Here is an 18,421-nt window from a genome sequence, read left to right as displayed (position 1 = left end):
GCTTTTTTATTGCTCTATTCTTCAATGACTGAAGGGACCGTGTCCATTGGCATCGTGCCACCATCAATTTCCATACTGTCCATCATTTCCAGCTCTTCTTCCATAGGGAGGTCGTCTTCCAACATATCGTCCTTGTAAAAGTGGCTGAACTTATCTATGTATTCATTAAAGATCAGGGTTTCCTTTTCCGCAAGGTCCTTATCCCTGTTGCCAATTAGAATATCAATATTCCTTCGGTACCCCTCCATATCGGCTATGATATCATTGATGTTTTCATATTGCTGATTCAATGGGATATTCTCATAATATTCCAATCGCTCCTGATATTTCTTCTTCAATCTTTGGAACAGGTCCCTGGCCTTTTGGGTTTCCCCAACTTTGTAATACCCGTCCAAGAACGGTTCAACAAAGGCGTAGTATCCAAAATAGTCCAGCGGCATATTTTCCATGGCTATATTGATGATCTCCTTGGCCTTGTCAATCTTCCTTTCCGCAATGAGCGTTTCTGTTAGTCGAGCTAAATTACCCCTAAAGGAAAGACCTTGGGACCTAGTCTGTGGGTCGTGGTAGATATCTGGGCTTCCCGCATTGCCCCATTCCCATTTTTTTACAATATCGTACATCAGGTCAGAATCGATGCGTCCCATTTCGTACGGACTTAATCGCTCTGTCTTGATTGGTATAAGTTTATAGACAAGACCGTCCAATTGCAGGTAGTCCTTCATCCAAATGTACTCCCCGTCATCAAAACTACCTCCAGAAAAGTAGATGGGACGTTTCCAATCGTTGTTGGCGATCACATCCAACATCATGATCCTATTTTTGGGCAGTGCCCCTTTAGGAAGGTCTATATCTATATAATCAACGATAAGGGCAGAATCTTTTGGTTTTACCAAGCCACTTTCCAAGACATTCTTTTTGTTCACGGGAATCCTGATCTTATTGGTAGGGTAGTAAACTATGTCCTGGTTGCTTTCGGAATAATCGCTGAGGTCCGCACCTTGTTTTTGTAAAATATGTTTAAACTTAGTCTGTGGTTTGTTACTTCCCACCCAATTCATGAAGTCTTTAATATTCCAACGACTTTCCGTCACCCCTTGGTAGTAAATGGCGTCCCTTGAACCGTATTTATAATCGTCATGGGTGAGTTGTGAAGGAATTGGGGCGCTTTCATAGGCTTGTCTTTTCATCTGGTCGATATACCAATCTGTAGCAAAAAGACTTGTATTGATAACACGGACATCCGTTCTGTAACCTTCTATTTCTTGTACATACCACAATGGGAAGGTATCGTTGTCCCCAATGGTAAACAACATGGACCCAGCGTTCTTTTGGGTTGATTCCAGATATGCCTTTGCCGTTGATTCTGCTGTAAACCTATTGGATCTGTCATGGTCGTCCCAATTTTGGTAAGCCATCACCCCTGGAACGGCCAAAAGGCATATGATTGTCAATGCAGGCGCCAATATTTTTGGGGCGATCAATTTTTTAAATTCATCAAACAATCCATACACCCCAATTCCGATCCATATGGCAAATACGTAAAATGAGCCTACCAATGAATAATCCCTTTCCCTTGGTTGAAAAATAGAGGGGTTCGTGTAAAATTGAATGGCGAGCCCTGTAAATAGGAAAAATACCAGTAAAACCCAGAATTGTTTTGGGTTTTTAGTTATTTGGAAAATAAGGCCAATGATCCCCAAGAGTAGTGGCAAGAAGAAATAGGTGTTCCTACCTTTGTTGTTCAGGACATCACTGGGTAGATTATCCTGGCTCCCCCTAAAAAGATTATCGATAAAATTAATACCGCTCAGCCAGTTGCCATGATTGTCGTACCTGCCTTGAATGTCATCTTGTTTACCTGTGAAGTTCCACATAAAATAACGCCAATACATATATCCGAATTGGAAGTCGATCATATATTTGACGTTCTCCCAAACAGTCGGCGGTATAACTTCTATGTATTCACTAAATTCCTTTAGGAAGCGTATGTATTGTTCTTCTTGGATCTCACCGGTGGTGAGTCCGTTCCTAAATTGGTTTACGGCATCACGGAGTTCTCCGTTGGACCTGTATTCTGGTTTTATCTTGAAATCCAAAGGTCCAAAATACTTCATATAATTCTCCGCATTTTGTTCACTCCACATCCTTGGAAGTAGCCCTACATGGTCTTTATTGGGACCTGGTACAGATTCCTTGTAATGGTTGACAATAACATATTTGCCCAGCTTTTCATCTTTTTCGTATTTAGGCTTATCATCCACCTCTGTGCCTGAGGTAGCAAACAAATTGGAATAGTAAGTACCGTAAATAGGACTATCTACCCCTGGGTATTGTTCTCTGTTGTAATAGGCCAATAAGGAACGTGCATCCGAAGGGTTGTTTTCATTGATGACCGTATTGGCATTGGCCCTAATGGGGAGCATCAGCCATGAAGAAAACCCTAGGAAAAGGAACATGGCACATAGAACAAGGGTGTTTGCTTTCCTAAAATCGTTTTTTCGGGTATAGCTCAAGCCAAAATAAAAGACACTTATGAAAATAAGTCCCATGATGATGGTCCCTGAATTAAAGGGAAGTCCAATGGTATTGACAAAGAATATCTCACTCCAGCCAAATGCAACCAAGACATAGGTCAGGGAAAATTTATAGACCAGCATCAAAAGTGCCACGACCAAAATATTGGCCAACAGGAAATTTTTAACGGTAGTGGTCTTGTATTTTTTAAAGTAGTACAATAGGCCAATGGAAGGAATGGTCAAAAAGCCCATAAACTGTATTCCAAAAGTTAGACCCACCACAAAGGACATAAGGATCAGCCATCTGTTGCCTCTTGGATCGTCCAGGTCATCTGTCCATCTCAATCCCAACCAAAGTAGTAGGGACATGATTAAACTTGCCATGGCGTAAACCTCTGTTTCGACAGCGTTGAACCAAAAACTATCAGAATAAGTGAACGCCAAGGCGCCGATTAAACCACTTCCCAATATGGCGATTGCCTTACTGTTTGTAATTGGTTCATCTTTGCCTATCAATTTTTTTACGAGGTTGGTCGTGGTCCAGAATAGAAATAAAATGGTAAAGGCGCTGGAAATTCCCGAAAGGTAATTGACCATTTTGGCAACCTGTCCCGGCTCCAGGGCGAACATGGAGATAAAAGCCCCCAACATTTGGAGTAGCGGTGCTCCCGGAGGGTGACCTACTTGAAGTTTTGCCGAGGTGGCAATATATTCACCAGCATCCCAATAACTGCCCGTGGGCTCAACGGTTATACCATATGTGATTAGGGCTATAAAAAAAACGACCCATCCAAGGATGGTGTCCCATTTCTCAAAATCTTTCGAAAACATGTATGCCAAATTTACCAGTTGGGGCGAATTTACTAATTAAAATAGATATGCGATGAAATTTTTCGCAAACCTTTAACAGGGTTTTTTTTCATTTTTTTAATATTGTTGCCCAAAATATTTGCGCATATTAAACTTTGTTTTAAATTTGCACGCTCTTAAGCAATGCTGGCCTATGGTGTAATTGGCAACACAGCTGGTTTTGGTCCAGTCGTTCTAGGTTCGAGTCCTAGTAGGCCAACATCCAAAATGGAAGTCCCGATACTGAAAAGTATCGGGATTTTTTTTTGCTAATTATTTAATTCTGTGGGAACTAAGAAATTCTTAATAAGAACTGCACAATTGTCCGCTTGGATCATACAGCGAAAATTGGAATTATACTTATAGGTGGGAAGGGGAATATCCCGAGATTGGATACGCCAGAACACATTTGATGTAGAAAAGTGGTTTGCCGGGTAAAAGAAGAATTAAAAATCTTCCGAGCTTTCAAATTGGGTTATCGGCAATTAATATGAAACCTTATTAGATCTCAGATCCCGTGATCAGTTTGTTGATGGTGAGGTAACCTGAAATCAGGGGTAGCATATGGATGATTTCCCCAACCTGTGGGAAAAGAAAGAATATAATGATCCATGCAAAAAATAATGCTGCTATAAATTTCCAAGAGATGACTTTCATGTGTTTGTTTATTTGGGTTGTAATATGTGGCTAAGGTAATTGGCTTCTTAAGATGGGATGTGCGTTTTTCTAGTTTAAATTAACTCAATTGATTTACCCCAGTGTTGGCGCAGTGTGCCAAGGGGCTTACGCCTTCAGTTGGATTGCGTTATTATTTTTAGCAATAAGGTCTTCTTGTTGACGACCGGCAGAATACCTTTATATCAAGTAAAATCAGAAGTGGTCAGATTAGACCGGGAAGAGCTTTTGGAGGTGCTTTAACATGGAGACTTAATTGTAGGTAAACTAATGGGAAAACTAATAAAACAGGCTGAAGATTTTGTGCTGGATATACTTCAGGTCAAGTTGGGTAATGAGTGTGTGTTTCATAATCCAGAAAGGACCCGGGAAGTTGTGGGTGCAGTGGAAGAGTTATCAAAGGAAGAGGAATTAAATGAAGCGGACAAAGAGGTTGTTCTTTTGGCAGCATGGTTTCTCTATACTGGTTTTTCGGGCAAAGTGGAGGATGTGGCAGCGGACAGTGTGGCCATAGCCAGGAAATTTTTGGAATCAAATGAATACCCTAAGGAAGGTATTGATCGTGTGGAGGGGCTTATCATGGAATTGCATTCGAAAGAAGGACCCCAAACCCCAGAAGGGGAGTTGCTGCATGATGCCGTTTCTTACTACTACAGTACTGACGGTCTGCCTGAAAAAATAGAATTACATCGCAAAGAGCAAACCCAATTAAATCAAAAGGAATTTCCGCTTAGAAAATGGAGAAAAAAATATATTAAGCTATTATCTGGAAAACATACTTATTACACTTCTTATGCTAAAAATGAATGGAGCAAAGGGAAGGATGATAACCTAAAGAGTTTGATCAAGGCCAAAAAGAAGGACAAAAAGGAATTTAGGAAGGCGGAGATAAAAGTGAAGATGAAGGATCAGAGTCCGCAACGTGGAGTGCAGACCCTCTATCGTGTTACGTTGAGAAACCATATGAAGCTTAGTGATATTGCGGATACCAAAGCCAACATATTGCTTTCGGTCAATGCGATTATCATCTCTCTTTTACTGGCCAATTTAGTGCCAATTTTGGACGACCCTTCCAATACCTATCTTTTGATACCTACATCCATCTTTATTCTCTTCAGTATAGCCTCAATGGTATTGTCAGTGCTGGCAACTAGGCCCAATGTTACCAAATCGGAAATTGATGTGGACAATTTAGAGAATGAGAAGATCAACCTGCTCTTTTTTGGAAATTTTGAGCAGATACCCATCGACAATTTTATTAAGGCTATAAAAAGAACAGTAGAGACGAAGGATGCGATATATGAGATGTTGACGATGGACCTGTATTACTTGGGGTCTGTCCTTAGTCGCAAGTATAGGATTCTTCGTTGGACATATTCGATTTTTATGATAGGAATCATCCTCTCGGTAATATCCTTTGGGGTGGCATTAAAATTTTATGGGTCCGAAAAAGTAATGGAAGCGGTTAAGCCCTTGACTGAATTACCAAAAGAGGAAGCGAATAAAACAGTAAATTAAAAATTAAGTATCATGAGAAAAACAGTATTTGGATTAGTAATGGTCGCCTCCCTAGTTTTCGGAATTAGTGGTTGCAGGGAGGAAAAGAAGGAAGTGGAAGATAGGGATACCATTGAAAGGGCAAGTGAAGAGGCCGGGGATGGTGTTGATCGTGCCGCGGAAGAGGTGAAAGGAGCTTATAAAGATGTAAAAGAAGAGGTAGATGGACAAACAGATGATAATTAAAATGAAGAAGAGCACTATGGGGTCTGTTTTCCAAGGCATGGGCAAATCACTTGTAATGATTGCCGGTCTGGTAATGGTGTTGACCGCCTGCCAAACCAAAGCCCAGGGCCAAGTTCCAGATGAGGTAAAGGCCTCTTTTGAAAGCAAATATCCAGGGGAGAACGATCCGGATTGGAAAAAGGACAGCAATGGGAACTACGAATCCAAATTTAAAAAGGACGGGAAACATTACCGCGCCGATTTTTCACCTAATGGGGATTGGATTGAAACGGAACAAAGTATAGATAAGGACGACTTGCCAAAAATAGTAAGGGATCTGATCAAGGAACAATTTGATGATTATGAAATCGTAGAAATTGAAAAGGTGGATCATCATTCAAAAGGTGTTTTTTATGATGTGGAATTCAAACGTGACGGTGAAAAAAAAGATATAGAGTTTACGGCTGATGGAAGGCGACTGAACTAAATGATATCTTTTTGAGTTTCTCTTAAAGCCCTGATCAAAAATTGATTGGGAAGTGAAATAAAAAATCGTATATTTGCACCGCTGAAAGAATATAAAGTATTCATGAGGGGACTATTAGTCCCCTCTTTTATTACTTAAATTTATGTTGAAGGACAAAGTAACAGAACTTTTAAATCAGGCCCTAGAGGAGAATCAATCACTGTTTTTGATCGATTTTAAGATGTCATCCGATAATAAGATCAAGGTGACGTTAGATGGTGATAACGGGGTAACGTTGAAAGACTGCATGGCGGTAAGTAGGACCATTGAGCACAATTTGGACAGGGAAGAGCATGATTTTGCCTTAGAAGTTGAATCTGCGGGAGCTACCACGCCTTTGGTTATGCCAAGACAGTATAAAAAGAATATAGGAAGAATATTGGAAGTAAGGAGTCAAGATAGTAATTTTGAAGGAAAACTTACGGCTGCAACGGAAGATAGCATCACTTTAGAGTGGAAGGCACGTGAACCCAAACCTGTGGGCAAGGGTAAAGTAACAGTTCAGAAAAAGCAAGAGATTGCAATTTCTGATATTCAAGAAGCAAAAGTTGTATTAAAATTTTAATTAGTAGTTCAGAATGGAAAATATTGCGCTGATAGAATCTTTCTCCGAGTTTAAGGATGATAAATTCATTGACAGGGTTACGCTGATGGCGATTTTGGAAGATGTGTTTAGAAACGCTCTTAAGAAAAAGTTTGGCTCAGATGACAACTTTGATATCATTATAAACCCTGATAAAGGAGATTTAGAGATATGGAGAAACAGGGTTGTTGTAGAGGATGGTGAGGTTGAGGATCCCAATGAGGAGATCTCACTTACTGCAGCGCGCAAGATTGAGCCCGATTTTGAAGTGGGTGAAGATGTTTCTGAAGAAGTGAAATTGATAGATTTGGGAAGAAGGGCAATTTTGGCTTTGCGTCAAAACCTTATTTCTAAAATCCACGAACACGACAATACAACCATTTATAAGCAGTTTAAGGATCTGGAAGGTGAAATTTACACTGCAGAGGTTCACCATATTAGACATAAGGCCATTATTTTATTGGATGACGAAGGCAATGAAATCATCATGCCAAAGGACAAGCAGATTCCTGCAGACTTCTTTAGGAAGGGTGATAACGTTCGCGGAATAATTGAAAGTGTGGAGCTGAAAGGCAACAAGCCTGTCATTATTATGTCCAGAACTTCTCCATTGTTTTTGGAGCAGTTGTTCTTCCAAGAGATTCCGGAAGTTTTTGATGGTTTGATCACTATTAAAAAGGCGGTACGTATTCCTGGAGAAAAAGCAAAAGTAGCTGTGGATTCCTATGATGATAGGATAGATCCAGTTGGTGCCTGTGTGGGGATGAAAGGTTCCCGTATCCATGGTATCGTTAGGGAATTGGGGAATGAAAATATTGATGTTATCAATTGGACCAGTAATGCACAATTATTGGTGACCAGGGCATTGAGTCCAGCTCGTGTTTCCTCGGTAAAATTGGATGATGAAAAGATGACAGCCCAAGTATACCTTAGGCCAGAGGAGGTTTCCAAGGCTATTGGTAGGGGAGGTCACAATATAAGACTGGCCGGACAATTGACCGGTTATGAAATTGATGTTTTCCGCGAAGGTGTGGAAGAAGATGTTGAATTGACTGAATTTTCTGATGAAATTGAAGGCTGGGTTATTGACGAGCTTAAGAAAATTGGGTTGGATACAGCAAGGAGCGTCCTCGAGCAGGATGTGAATGATTTGGTTAAACGTACTGATTTAGAAGAGGAGACAATTTTAGAAGTTGTGCGTGTGCTAAAAGAAGAATTAGAAGATTAAGCTATATATTAGCGGGAAAATATAAGAATACGAATATCTATTTATGGCAGATAATGCAACTATAAGGCTTAATAAAGTTCTACGGGAACTTAATATTTCACTGGACAGGGCGGTAGATTTCCTTGGGGCCAAAGGTCACGATGTGGAAGCTAGGCCTACAACAAAAATTTCCAATGAGGTGTATCAGGTTCTTTTGGACGAGTTCCAGACGGATATGAGCAAGAAAGTTGCATCCAAGGAAGTTGGTGAGGAGAAGAGGAAGGAGAAGGAGGCACTGCGTCAACAATTGGAGCAAGAGCAAGAGGAGAAGAGACTGGCGAGGGAGAAAAAAGCTGCTTCAGAGCAGGTAGTGAAGGCGAAAGCGGAGCTATCTGGGCCAAAAACAGTAGGTAAGATAGATCTTTCCCCTAAAAAGAAGGCGCAAGAGCCAGAGGCAGTCGAGGAAACTCCTGCAAAAGCTGCAGAGCCGGTAAAAGAGGAGAAGAAGAAAGAAGAAGTAGTAGCGGAGAAGCCCGAGGTGAAAGCTGAGGTGCCCGTGAAAAAAGCAGAGGTTGAAAAACCTGTAGCGACAGAAAAGCCTGCTGAAAAGAAGGTGGCCGAGAAAGCAGAAAAAGTAGAGGAGAAAAAAGCTCCTGCTGAAGAAGCTGAAAAGACCCCTGAGAATGAAACGCTCACAACGCAATACCAGAAACTTAGTGGTCCAAAAATCACTGGGGACAAAATAGATTTATCAAAATTTGCGAAACCTAAGAAGAAGAAAGAGGTTTCCAAAGCTGGTGACAGTGCTGATAAAAAGAAGAGAAGAAAACGTATTGTTAGTACTCCGGGTCAAAAAACAGGTCCGAGACAATCTGGAACAGGTCCAAGGGGTAAAAATGCACCAGGCGGTCCAAGAAAGCCACCTGGACAACGTTTTAGCCAAGGCCCTAAAGTAGAGCCTACCGAGGAAGATGTTCAAAAACAAGTACGTGAGACCCTAGAGAAATTGCAAGGGAAATCCAAAAAAGGTAAGGGAGCAAAATATAGAAGGGACAAGAGAGATCAGCACCGTCAACAAACGGAGAAGGATCTTGAGCAGCAAGAATTGCAGAGCAAAATCCTTAAAGTTACCGAATTTGTTACGGCAAGCGAGGTAGCGGTGATGATGGATGTTCCTACTACAAAAATTATATCTGCTTGTATGTCCTTGGGGATCATGGTAACCATGAACCAAAGATTGGATGCGGAAACACTATCTATCGTAGCCGATGAGTTTGGGTATGAGGTAGAATTCGTTTCAGCAGATATCGAGGAGACTATCGAGGTTGCTGAAGATGCACCCGAAGATTTGAAGCCTAGAGCTCCAATTGTTACAGTAATGGGTCACGTGGATCACGGGAAGACCTCTTTGCTGGATTATATTAGAAAGGAAAATGTTATTGCAGGTGAAAGTGGGGGTATTACCCAGCACATCGGAGCATATGGTGTGACTCTTGAAGGCGGTCAGAAGATTGCATTCTTAGATACTCCTGGTCACGAGGCGTTTACCGCAATGAGGGCTCGTGGAGCACAGGTCACCGATATAGCCATTATTGTAGTGGCTGCGGATGACGCGATCATGCCACAGACAAAAGAGGCTATTAGCCACGCACAAGCGGCTGGTGTACCTATTGTCTTTGCCATCAACAAAATTGATAAGCCAACATCAAACCCTGATAAGATCAAGGAAGGTTTGGCTCAAATGAACCTACTGGTAGAAGATTGGGGAGGTAAGATACAGTCCCATGATATCTCTGCAAAAGTTGGAACAGGAGTTAAGGAGCTTCTGGAAAAAGTATTGTTGGAAGCCGAAATATTGGAATTGCAGGCTAACCCAGATCGCTTGGCAACGGGAACCGTAGTTGAAGCATTTTTGGATAAGGGAAGAGGATATGTTTCCACTGTCCTTGTACAATCTGGAACGCTTAAGATTGGAGATTATGTCTTGGCGGGAACTTGCAGTGGTAAGATTAAGGCCATGCAGGATGAACGAGGTAATATCGTTAAAGAAGCAGGACCTTCTACACCTATTTCCATTTTAGGATTGGATGGAGCACCACAAGCTGGTGATAAATTCAATGTTCTGGAAGATGAGAGGGAAGCTAAGCAGATAGCTGCCAAAAGAGCCCAGTTGATGAGAGAGCAGTCTGTAAGGACACAGCGTCACATTACCTTGGATGAGATTGGAAGACGAATTGCATTAGGTGAGTTTAAAGAGTTGAATATTATCCTGAAAGGGGATGTGGATGGTTCTGTGGAAGCATTGACGGATTCCTTCCAGAAATTAACGACCGATGAGATCCAGGTGAATATTATTCACAAAGCGGTTGGTCCAATAACAGAATCAGATGTATTGTTGGCTTCGGCTTCAGATGCGGTAATCATTGGATTTAACGTAAGGCCAATGGGTAATGCCAGGGCCATGGCTGAAAAAGAAGAAATAGATATCAGAATGTACTCCATTATCTATGACGCGATCAATGATCTAAAAGATGCCATGGAAGGTATGCTTTCTCCAGAAATGAAGGAAGAGATCTCAGGTACGGCAGAAATTAGGGAGACCTTTAAAATATCTAAAGTTGGAACCATTGCAGGTTGTATGGTTACCAGTGGGAAGATCTTTAGAAACTCCAATATTCGTTTGATCCGTGATGGTGTTGTTATTTACACCGGTGAATTGTCCTCTTTGAAACGATTCAAGGACGATGTCAAGGAAGTAGCCAAAGGATACGATTGTGGTCTTCAGGTTAAGAACTACAATGATATCAGGGAATTGGATATCGTAGAAGCTTTCCAAGAAGTAGCAGTTAAGAAGAAGCTTAAGTAAGCTAAATACTTAGAATATTACATAAAAAAAACCTGTCGGAAGACAGGTTTTTTTGTTTTAAAAAGGTAAGAATATTAAGACTGTTTTTTCTCTGGCTGTATAAGCATCGCGCTTGGATATTTCTTACGAACATCCATAAGATTGCGCTCTGCATCGAGCTTTGTTTTAAACTGGCCTATCCTCACCCTGTAGCTTGGTGAGATAAAATCTATCTTGGAATACCAATCTGGATAATCCCCTTCCGCCTGCATTTTAATGTCCTTTGCATCATTGAGGGATCCAAAATATATCTGTATTCTATACACGGACGCTATGTCGGGGCTCGACTTATAAATCTGGACCAGGGCGTCAATTTTTGGATCTTGCTCTATTGAAATTGTTCCCTGTTGGGCAAAACTTACCGTAGAAAAAAATAGCAATATCAGGGCGTTGAAAACTGTTCTCATAGTGTATCTAGCTTAGTATTAAAGACTTTTGCAAAAGTAATTTTTTATCCTTCAAACAAGTATAATATTTTTCTATTTAGAATGGCTATAAATTATAAATTATCAATCCATTAACATTTCCAAAATAAAGTCTATGTCGTATTTTTGTCAGCAATTTAAACGGCGATAAGTATAGCTTGTACAATATCAAGTAAATATCGTGCCAAGATTTCGATAGAAATATTTTTAATATGAAAAAGGTTCCATACCGTAATCAAATTTCTAAGTTTTTAGGTATCAGTTTGGTAGTGTTTCTACTGTCTTCAACATCTCTTTTTTCTCAAGAGGAGGCTGTTGCAGCGGATACGGAGGTTGCTGCAGAGGCTACTGCGTCTGCGGGTGACCCAGCAAAAGGAAAGCAATTGTTTAATCAAAATTGTGCTGCTTGTCACGCTTTGGATAGAAAAATGACCGGCCCTGCTTTGGCTGGCGTTACTGAAAGGCATGATAGGGAGTGGTTGTACACTTGGATCAAGAACAGTGCAGGAATGGTTAAATCAGGCGATCCTGCTGCTGTGAAAATCTACAATGAGTACAATCAGGCGGCAATGACGGCTTTTCCGACATTGAGCAATGCTGATATTGATAATATCCTTGCTTATACCGATGCTCCTCCAGTTGCGGCTGTAGTTCCTCCCGTTCCAGGGGCAGTTCCTGGGCAGGCACCTGCTGCATCCGGAATCTCAAATGAGCTTATTTTGGGTGCCTTGGTTTTGGTATTCGGTTTATTGGTGGTAATGCTTGTCTTGGTCAACCAGACCTTGAGGCGTATTGCTGAGGCCAATGGGGTTGTAGTAGAAAAGGATAAGGCGCAGAAAAGAACGCCAATCTGGAAAGCTTTCGCCCAAAATCAATTTTTAGTTTTGGTTACCGTGATCTTTCTTCTTTTGGGAAGTGCCTATTATGTATATGGTTACTTTATGCAAGTTGGGATCGATCAAGGGTACGCACCGGTGCAACCAATTCACTATTCGCACAAGATCCATGCGGGTGACAATGAAATAGAATGTAAGTACTGTCATTCCTCTGCAAGAGTTTCCAAACATTCTGGAATTCCTGCATTGAATGTGTGTATGAACTGTCATAAATCCATCTACGAATACAAAGGTAACCCAGAAGGGCCAAGTCCAGAAGATTTGGCAAACGGGTACACCAATGATTTTTATACAGGGGAAATTAAAAAACTTTACAAAGCTGTCGGTTGGGATGAGGAGAACCAGAAGTATACTGGTGATTCACAACCTGTAGAATGGGTAAGAATCCACAACCTTCCTGATTTTGCTTACTTTAACCACTCCCAACACGTTTCTGTGGCCGGGGTTGAATGTCAGACATGTCACGGTCCTGTGGAGGAAATGGAAATAATGTACCAATATTCACCATTGACAATGGGATGGTGTATCAGCTGTCATAGGGAGACCAATGTAAAAGTTGAGGGTAACGAGTACTACGATAAGATACATGAGGAACTTTCCAAAAAGTACGGTGTAGAAACACTGACTGCTGCTCAGATGGGTGGATTGGAATGTGGTAAATGTCACTATTAATATTAAGGTTAACAAGAAGATAATTTTCAGATATATCATATGTCATCAAACAAAAAATATTGGAAGAGCGAGGCGGAGTTAAATCCTAACGATTCCATTGTTGAGACGCTAAGACAGAATGAATTTGTCCAGGATATCCCAGTAGATGAGTTTTTGGGGAATAAGGACAATTTGGCATCCACTTCAACAAACAGAAGGGACTTTCTTAAGTACGTTGGTTTTAGTACAGCTGCAGCTTCTTTGGCGGCTTGTGAGGGACCTGTAATTAAGTCTATACCTTATGTGGTTCAACCAGAACGCATAATTCCAGGTGTGGCTAACTATTACGCTACAACTATAGCCAACGGTTTTGATTTTGCAAGTATCTTGATCAAAACACGTGAGGGCAGACCTATCAAGGTTGAGAATAATACTGATGCCAAAGTGAACGGAGGTGCAAATGCACGAGTTCAGGCTTCTGTATTGTCCTTGTATGATAGTACAAGATTGCAAGGGCCAATGTTCAATGGGGAGCCTGTTGAATGGAGTACTCTTGACAATGCTGTTAAAGCTAAATTGGGTTCTTTGAAGAATTCAGGAAAGCAGATCGCGATCTTGACACAAACCTATGCTAGTCCGTCTACATCAAGATTGGTTGGGGATTTTAAAGAGGCTTTTGGCAATGTGAACCATGTGGTATACGATGCTGTTTCTGAAGATGCTGCTTTAAGTGCCTTTGCTGCCAAATATGGCGAAAGGGCTTTGGCTGATTATGATTTTGAAAAAGCTGGACTTATTGTATCCTTTGGTGCTGATTTCTTGGGAGATTGGCAAGGTGGAGGATATGATAGTGGATATTCCAAAGGTCGTATACCGAAGAATGGAAAAATGTCCAGACATATACAATTTGAATCCAATATGTCTTTGGCTGGTGCCAATGCTGATAAGCGTACCGCGTTAACACCATCACAACAAAAAGTGGCTTTGGCCAAGTTGTACGGTCAGTTGAACGGAACGTCTGTTGGTGGGGAGCTGCCGGAAAAAATAGCCAAGGCTGTCGAAGCTGCCGCAAAAGAGATCCAAAAAGCTGGATCTGATGCCGTAGTGGTAACAGGATTGGACGATGTCAATGCACAGTCTGTGGTATTGGCAATTAATGAGATGTTGCAGAGCAAGGCTTTCGATGCCAAGGCTCCTAAATATGTAAGGCAAGGTAATGTAGCGGCGGTTAATAAGTTGATTGCCGATATGAATGCGGGAACTGTTGGTGCTTTGATCATTGATGGTGTAAACCCAATGTATTCATTGCCAAACAGCGCTGATTTTGCAGAGGGACTTAAAAAAGTTGATTTATCTGTAGCCTTTGCTTTGAATAACACTGAGACTGCTGCTGTGGCGCAGTATGTTGGTGCTTCTTCCCACTTTTTGGAATCGTGGGGCGATACAGAAATGAAAAAAGGTCATTATAGCTTAATGCAGCCTACGATAAAGGAATTGTTTGATACGCGTCAGCTTCAGACTGCCCTTTTAAAGTGGATGGATAGCGATAAGACGTATTATGAATATATCAAGGAAACTTGGGGAGCTGGTATTTTAGGTTCCGGAGAGTGGAACCAAGCATTGCACGATGGTGTTTTTGCCGCATCGGCCGCTCCGGCAGTTGATGCTGAAACTGTTGCTCCTGTGGCTGATGCCATGGAAAGTACAGCGGTACCATTAGCTTCAGCTATAAGCAGTTTGGCTTCAGCGACATCCACAACAGGGATGGAGTTGTCCTTGTATTCCAAAATTGGAATGGGAGATGGGCAGCAAGCCAATAACCCTTGGTTGCAAGAGTTTCCAGATCCTATTACAAGGGTTTCTTGGGACAACTATGTGACTGTTTCCAAGGCCGATGCTGAAAAGCTTGGCTTGATCAATGAAAATGTAGCCAACGGCGGTTTAAATGGTAGTTATGCCAAATTGACCGTAAATGGTGTAAGTGTAGATAATGTTCCTGTTATCATACAGCCAGGACAGGCAAACGGTTCAGTAGGTCTTTCTTTTGGATACGGAAGAAAAGCAGGAATGAAAGACGAGATGCAGACAGGTGTTAACGCCTATGTGTTGTATCAAGGTTTTGCCGGTGAGCAAGCGGTAAGCATTGAGAAGTCTGCCGGAATGCATGAGTTTGCATGTGTTCAATTACAGAAAACATTAATGGGTAGAGGGGATATCATCAAAGAAACTACTTTGGAGGTGTTCAATACTAAAGATGCCCATATATGGAATGAAGTGCCAAAGGTGTCTTTGGATCACCAAGAGGTAGATGCTACTTCTGTTGATTTATGGGACAGCTTTGATAGATCCATAGGACATCACTTCAATCTATCTATAGATTTAAATGCCTGTACAGGATGTGGGGCATGTGTTATAGCCTGTCATGCAGAAAATAACGTTCCCGTAGTTGGTAAGGAAGAAGTGAGAAAATCTAGGGATATGCATTGGTTGCGTATCGATAGGTACTACTCTTCAGAAGATACCTTTGCACAGGATGATCAGAAAAAAGATGATTTTGCCGGATTATCGGGTGATCAAGGTTCTTTAGGAGGATTTGGAGAGTTGGAAGATCCAGCGACCAATCCACAGGTAGCCTTCCAGCCAGTAATGTGTCAGCACTGTAACCATGCTCCTTGTGAGACTGTTTGTCCTGTTGCTGCTACATCGCATAGCCGTCAAGGTCAGAACCACATGGCATACAACAGATGTGTGGGTACGAGATATTGTGCCAACAACTGTCCTTATAAAGTGCGTCGTTTCAACTGGTTCTTATACAACAACAACGATGAATTTGATTACCATATGAACAATGATTTGGGTAAAATGGTAATCAACCCTGATGTCAATGTACGTTCCCGTGGGGTAATGGAAAAATGTTCTATGTGTATTCAAATGACACAAAAGAGTATTTTGGATGCCAAACGAGAGGGCCGTACGGTTAAGGATGATGAATTCCAGACCGCTTGTTCCGCTGCATGTAGCAATGGAGCTATGAAGTTCGGGGATATCAATGATTCAGAAAGTGAGATTGCTGAGTTGAAAAAGAGTGACCGTATGTATCACTTGTTGGAGCATGTAGGTACAAAACCTAATGTGTTCTATCATGTAAAAGTGAGAAATACAAACGAAGCATAATAAAAAAGTAAAGTAACTATATTATAAATTATGGCGTCGCATTACGAAGCACCTATTCGAAAACCCCTAGTAATTGGAGACAAAGGTTACCACGATGTAACCGTTGATATTGCAGCTCCGGTAGAAGGGAAAGCCAACAAACACTGGTGGATTGTTTTTTCCATATCACTATTGGCATTCCTTTGGGGAATCGGTTGTATTATTTATACTATTTCTACAGGTATTGGTACTTGGGGATTGAACAAAACTGTGGGCTGGGCCTGGGATATTACCAACTTTGTTTGGTGGGTAGGTATCGGTCACGCAGGAACGTTGATTTCCGCTGTACTTCTATTGTTCAGACAGAAATGGAGAATGGCCATTAACCGTTCCGCGGAGGCTATGACCATCTTTTCTGTAATTCAGGCAGGATTGTTCCCAATCATCCACATGGGTAGACCATGGTTGGCGTATTGGGTATTGCCAATCCCAAACCAGTTTGGATCGCTATGGGTGAACTTTAACTCCCCATTGCTTTGGGACGTGTTCGCAATCTCAACCTACCTTTCGGTATCATTGGTGTTCTGGTGGACAGGATTATTGCCAGATTTTGCGATGATCCGTGACAGGGCTGTGAAGCCTTTCCAGAAGAAGATATACAGTTTGCTAAGTTTTGGTTGGACAGGTCGTGCAAAAGACTGGCAACGTTTTGAGGAAGTTTCTTTGGTATTGGCCGGTTTGGCTACCCCACTGGTACTTTCTGTACATACCATTGTATCTTTTGACTTTGCTACCTCGGTAATCCCAGGATGGCATACCACTATCTTCCCACCGTACTTTGTTGCTGGTGCAGTTTTCTCTGGTTTCGCAATGGTGAACACCTTGTTGATCATTATGAGAAAGGTGAGTAACTTGGAAGCATATATTACTATACAGCATATTGAATTGATGAACATTGTAATTATGATTACAGGTTCTATCGTTGGATGTGCATATATTACGGAGTTGTTCATGGCATGGTATTCCGGTGTGGAATACGAGCAGTATGCGTTCTTGAACAGGGCAACTGGACCATACGCTTGGGCGTACTGGGCAATGATGACCTGTAACGTGTTCTCTCCACAGTTTATGTGGTCCAAAAAGTTAAGAACAAGTATCATGTTCTCTTTCTTTATCTCCATTGTGGTGAACATAGGAATGTGGTTTGAGCGTTTTGTAATTATCGTTACCTCCTTGCACAGGGATTACCTTCCATCTTCATGGACCATGTTCTCCCCAACTTTTGTGGATATTGGGATATTTATAGGAACAATTGGTTTCTTCTTTGTACTTTTCTTATTGTACGCAAGAACCTTCCCTGTAATTGCGCAGGCAGAAGTTAAGTCGATCTTAAAATCTTCTGGTGAGAAATACAAGACCTTAAGAGATGCAGGTAAGCCATTATATGAAATTAATAGGATAGCTGACATAAAGGAAAAGATTGTAGAGAAAAAGTCTCTTCCTGAACCAGATGCTAAAGAGAAAGTATCTGCCTTGTTAACATCAATTGGTGTTTTTGACAGTGCAGTTGATACTCCGGATGATCTGAAGCAGATAAAAGGTATTGGTCCTCAAATGGAGGCTACCTTAAATCAAATTGGAGTATATACTTTTGCTCAGGTAAGTAGAATGACCCAAAAAGAATATGACTTGTTGGACTCAATAACTGGATCGTTTCCAGGAAGGGCACAGAGGGATGATTGGGCAGGACAGGCTAAGATTTTAAATAACAAGAAGTAATTATGTCATCTAAAGTTATACATGCATTTTATAATGACGACGACGTGTTAATGCACGCGGTCAAAAAAGTAAAGGCTGCCAAATACCATATCGAAGAGGTGTATTGTCCTTTTCCTGTGCACGGTTTGGACAAAGCCATGGGTCTAGCTCCAACAAGACTTGCTATTATGTCCTTTATGTATGGATGTATTGGTTTGGGAGTAGCCATTACAATGATGAATTATATGATGATTCAAGATTGGCCTCAGGATATTGGTGGTAAACCAAGTTTTAGTTATTTGGAGAATATGCCGGCCTTTGTTCCAATTATGTTTGAACTTACGGTATTTTTTGCGGCTCACTTAATGGTGATCACTTTTTATATGAGAAGTAAATTGTGGCCTTTCAAAGAAGCTGAAAATCCAGATGTAAGAACAACAGATGATCATTTCCTGATGGAAATAGAGATTCATGATAATGAAGCTGAATTAAAAGAATTGTTGCTGAGTACAGGGGCAGTGGAAATTAATATTACAGAAAAGTAGTCATAAT

General features: G+C 41.3%; 13 protein-coding genes and 1 tRNA gene. 11 read left to right on the top strand and 3 right to left on the bottom strand.

From position 1 onward, the window contains the following. Positions 1–14 precede the first annotated feature (14 nt). The gene (locus ABXZ32_RS10050) at positions 15–3,350 is read right to left on the bottom strand and encodes a DUF2723 domain-containing protein (RefSeq protein WP_354618549.1); all 3,336 of its coding nucleotides are present in this window, start codon (positions 3,348–3,350) and stop codon (positions 15–17) included. 166 nt (positions 3,351–3,516) lie between these two features. Here ABXZ32_RS10050 and ABXZ32_RS10045 point away from each other — a divergent pair. Continuing rightward, positions 3,517–3,588 (top strand) — tRNA-Gln (locus ABXZ32_RS10045). A gap of 281 nt (positions 3,589–3,869) precedes the next feature. Here the strand turns inward: ABXZ32_RS10045 and ABXZ32_RS10040 are convergent. After that, positions 3,870–4,025, bottom strand: a complete 156-nt coding sequence (locus ABXZ32_RS10040; RefSeq protein WP_354618548.1) for a hypothetical protein — start codon at positions 4,023–4,025, stop codon at positions 3,870–3,872. Between the two features lie 288 nt (positions 4,026–4,313). Here ABXZ32_RS10040 and ABXZ32_RS10035 point away from each other — a divergent pair, with 288 nt between their 5' ends. From ABXZ32_RS10035 to infB, 6 genes are all read left to right on the top strand, one after another. Then, positions 4,314–5,561 carry a Pycsar system effector family protein gene (locus tag ABXZ32_RS10035; protein WP_354618547.1) on the top strand — a complete coding sequence of 416 codons (1,248 nt, stop codon included), beginning with the start codon at positions 4,314–4,316 and terminating at the stop codon, positions 5,559–5,561. A gap of 12 nt (positions 5,562–5,573) precedes the next feature. Next, positions 5,574–5,786 carry a hypothetical protein gene (locus tag ABXZ32_RS10030; protein ID WP_354618546.1) on the top strand — a complete coding sequence of 71 codons (213 nt, stop codon included), beginning with the start codon at positions 5,574–5,576 and terminating at the stop codon, positions 5,784–5,786. A 1-nt stretch (position 5,787) separates the two neighbouring features. Then, positions 5,788–6,252: a PepSY-like domain-containing protein gene (locus tag ABXZ32_RS10025; protein ID WP_354618545.1), complete on the top strand. Its 465-nt coding sequence runs from the start codon at positions 5,788–5,790 to the stop codon at positions 6,250–6,252. A gap of 142 nt (positions 6,253–6,394) precedes the next feature. Further along, on the top strand, positions 6,395–6,856 hold the full coding sequence (gene rimP, locus ABXZ32_RS10020; protein WP_062058068.1) for a ribosome assembly cofactor RimP: 462 nt from the start codon (positions 6,395–6,397) through the stop codon (positions 6,854–6,856). A 13-nt stretch (positions 6,857–6,869) separates the two neighbouring features. Continuing rightward, positions 6,870–8,102, top strand: a complete 1,233-nt coding sequence (gene nusA / locus ABXZ32_RS10015; protein ID WP_062058072.1) for a transcription termination factor NusA — start codon at positions 6,870–6,872, stop codon at positions 8,100–8,102. A 43-nt stretch (positions 8,103–8,145) separates the two neighbouring features. Then, the gene (gene infB, locus ABXZ32_RS10010) at positions 8,146–10,947 is read left to right on the top strand and encodes a translation initiation factor IF-2 (RefSeq protein WP_354618544.1); all 2,802 of its coding nucleotides are present in this window, start codon (positions 8,146–8,148) and stop codon (positions 10,945–10,947) included. 74 nt (positions 10,948–11,021) lie between these two features. Here the strand turns inward: infB and ABXZ32_RS10005 are convergent, their stop codons facing one another. Further along, positions 11,022–11,393: an SPOR domain-containing protein gene (locus ABXZ32_RS10005; RefSeq protein ID WP_354618543.1), complete on the bottom strand. Its 372-nt coding sequence runs from the start codon at positions 11,391–11,393 to the stop codon at positions 11,022–11,024. 230 nt (positions 11,394–11,623) lie between these two features. On the opposite strand from ABXZ32_RS10005, the gene ABXZ32_RS10000 reads away from it, so the two are divergent. The 4 genes from ABXZ32_RS10000 to ABXZ32_RS09985 are packed head-to-tail and all read left to right on the top strand — an operon-like array spanning position 11,624 to position 18,414. Continuing rightward, positions 11,624–12,979 (top strand): c-type cytochrome, encoded by a 1,356-nt coding sequence (locus ABXZ32_RS10000; RefSeq protein ID WP_354618542.1) that lies wholly within the window; start codon positions 11,624–11,626, stop codon positions 12,977–12,979. A 39-nt stretch (positions 12,980–13,018) separates the two neighbouring features. Next, positions 13,019–16,132, top strand: coding sequence for a TAT-variant-translocated molybdopterin oxidoreductase (locus ABXZ32_RS09995; RefSeq protein WP_354618541.1), 3,114 nt, complete (start codon positions 13,019–13,021; stop codon positions 16,130–16,132). Between the two features lie 30 nt (positions 16,133–16,162). Beyond that, complete coding sequence (gene nrfD / locus ABXZ32_RS09990) at positions 16,163–17,890, top strand: NrfD/PsrC family molybdoenzyme membrane anchor subunit (protein WP_354618540.1); 1,728 nt, start codon at positions 16,163–16,165, stop codon at positions 17,888–17,890. A gap of 2 nt (positions 17,891–17,892) precedes the next feature. Beyond that, entirely contained in the window at positions 17,893–18,414 is a 522-nt protein-coding gene (locus ABXZ32_RS09985) for a DUF3341 domain-containing protein (RefSeq protein ID WP_354618539.1), read from the top strand. Positions 18,415–18,421 lie beyond the last annotated feature (7 nt).

The organism is Sediminicola luteus (assembly GCF_040566555.1).
Classification (GTDB): Bacteria; Bacteroidota; Bacteroidia; order Flavobacteriales; family Flavobacteriaceae; genus Sediminicola.
The sequence above is the reverse complement of the archived record's forward strand: the minus strand, read 5'-3'. Positions and strand labels throughout refer to the sequence as shown.

Bases quoted from the DNA above. Each gene is read 5' to 3' on its own strand.
- ABXZ32_RS10050 (WP_354618549.1), bottom strand. From the start codon at position 3,350: ATGTTTTCGAAAGATTTTGAGAAATGGGACACCATCCTTGGATGGGTC.
- ABXZ32_RS10030 (WP_354618546.1), top strand. From the start codon at position 5,574: ATGAGAAAAACAGTATTTGGATTAGTAATGGTCGCCTCCCTAGTTTTC.
- ABXZ32_RS10025 (WP_354618545.1), top strand. From the start codon at position 5,788: ATGAAGAAGAGCACTATGGGGTCTGTTTTCCAAGGCATGGGCAAATCA.
- ABXZ32_RS10040 (WP_354618548.1), bottom strand. From the start codon at position 4,025: ATGAAAGTCATCTCTTGGAAATTTATAGCAGCATTATTTTTTGCATGG.
- nusA (WP_062058072.1), top strand. From the start codon at position 6,870: ATGGAAAATATTGCGCTGATAGAATCTTTCTCCGAGTTTAAGGATGAT.
- ABXZ32_RS10035 (WP_354618547.1), top strand. From the start codon at position 4,314: ATGGGAAAACTAATAAAACAGGCTGAAGATTTTGTGCTGGATATACTT.
- ABXZ32_RS09985 (WP_354618539.1), top strand. From the start codon at position 17,893: ATGTCATCTAAAGTTATACATGCATTTTATAATGACGACGACGTGTTA.
- rimP (WP_062058068.1), top strand. From the start codon at position 6,395: ATGTTGAAGGACAAAGTAACAGAACTTTTAAATCAGGCCCTAGAGGAG.
- ABXZ32_RS10005 (WP_354618543.1), bottom strand. From the start codon at position 11,393: ATGAGAACAGTTTTCAACGCCCTGATATTGCTATTTTTTTCTACGGTA.
- ABXZ32_RS09995 (WP_354618541.1), top strand. From the start codon at position 13,019: ATGTCATCAAACAAAAAATATTGGAAGAGCGAGGCGGAGTTAAATCCT.
- ABXZ32_RS10000 (WP_354618542.1), top strand. From the start codon at position 11,624: ATGAAAAAGGTTCCATACCGTAATCAAATTTCTAAGTTTTTAGGTATC.
- infB (WP_354618544.1), top strand. From the start codon at position 8,146: ATGGCAGATAATGCAACTATAAGGCTTAATAAAGTTCTACGGGAACTT.
- nrfD (WP_354618540.1), top strand. From the start codon at position 16,163: ATGGCGTCGCATTACGAAGCACCTATTCGAAAACCCCTAGTAATTGGA.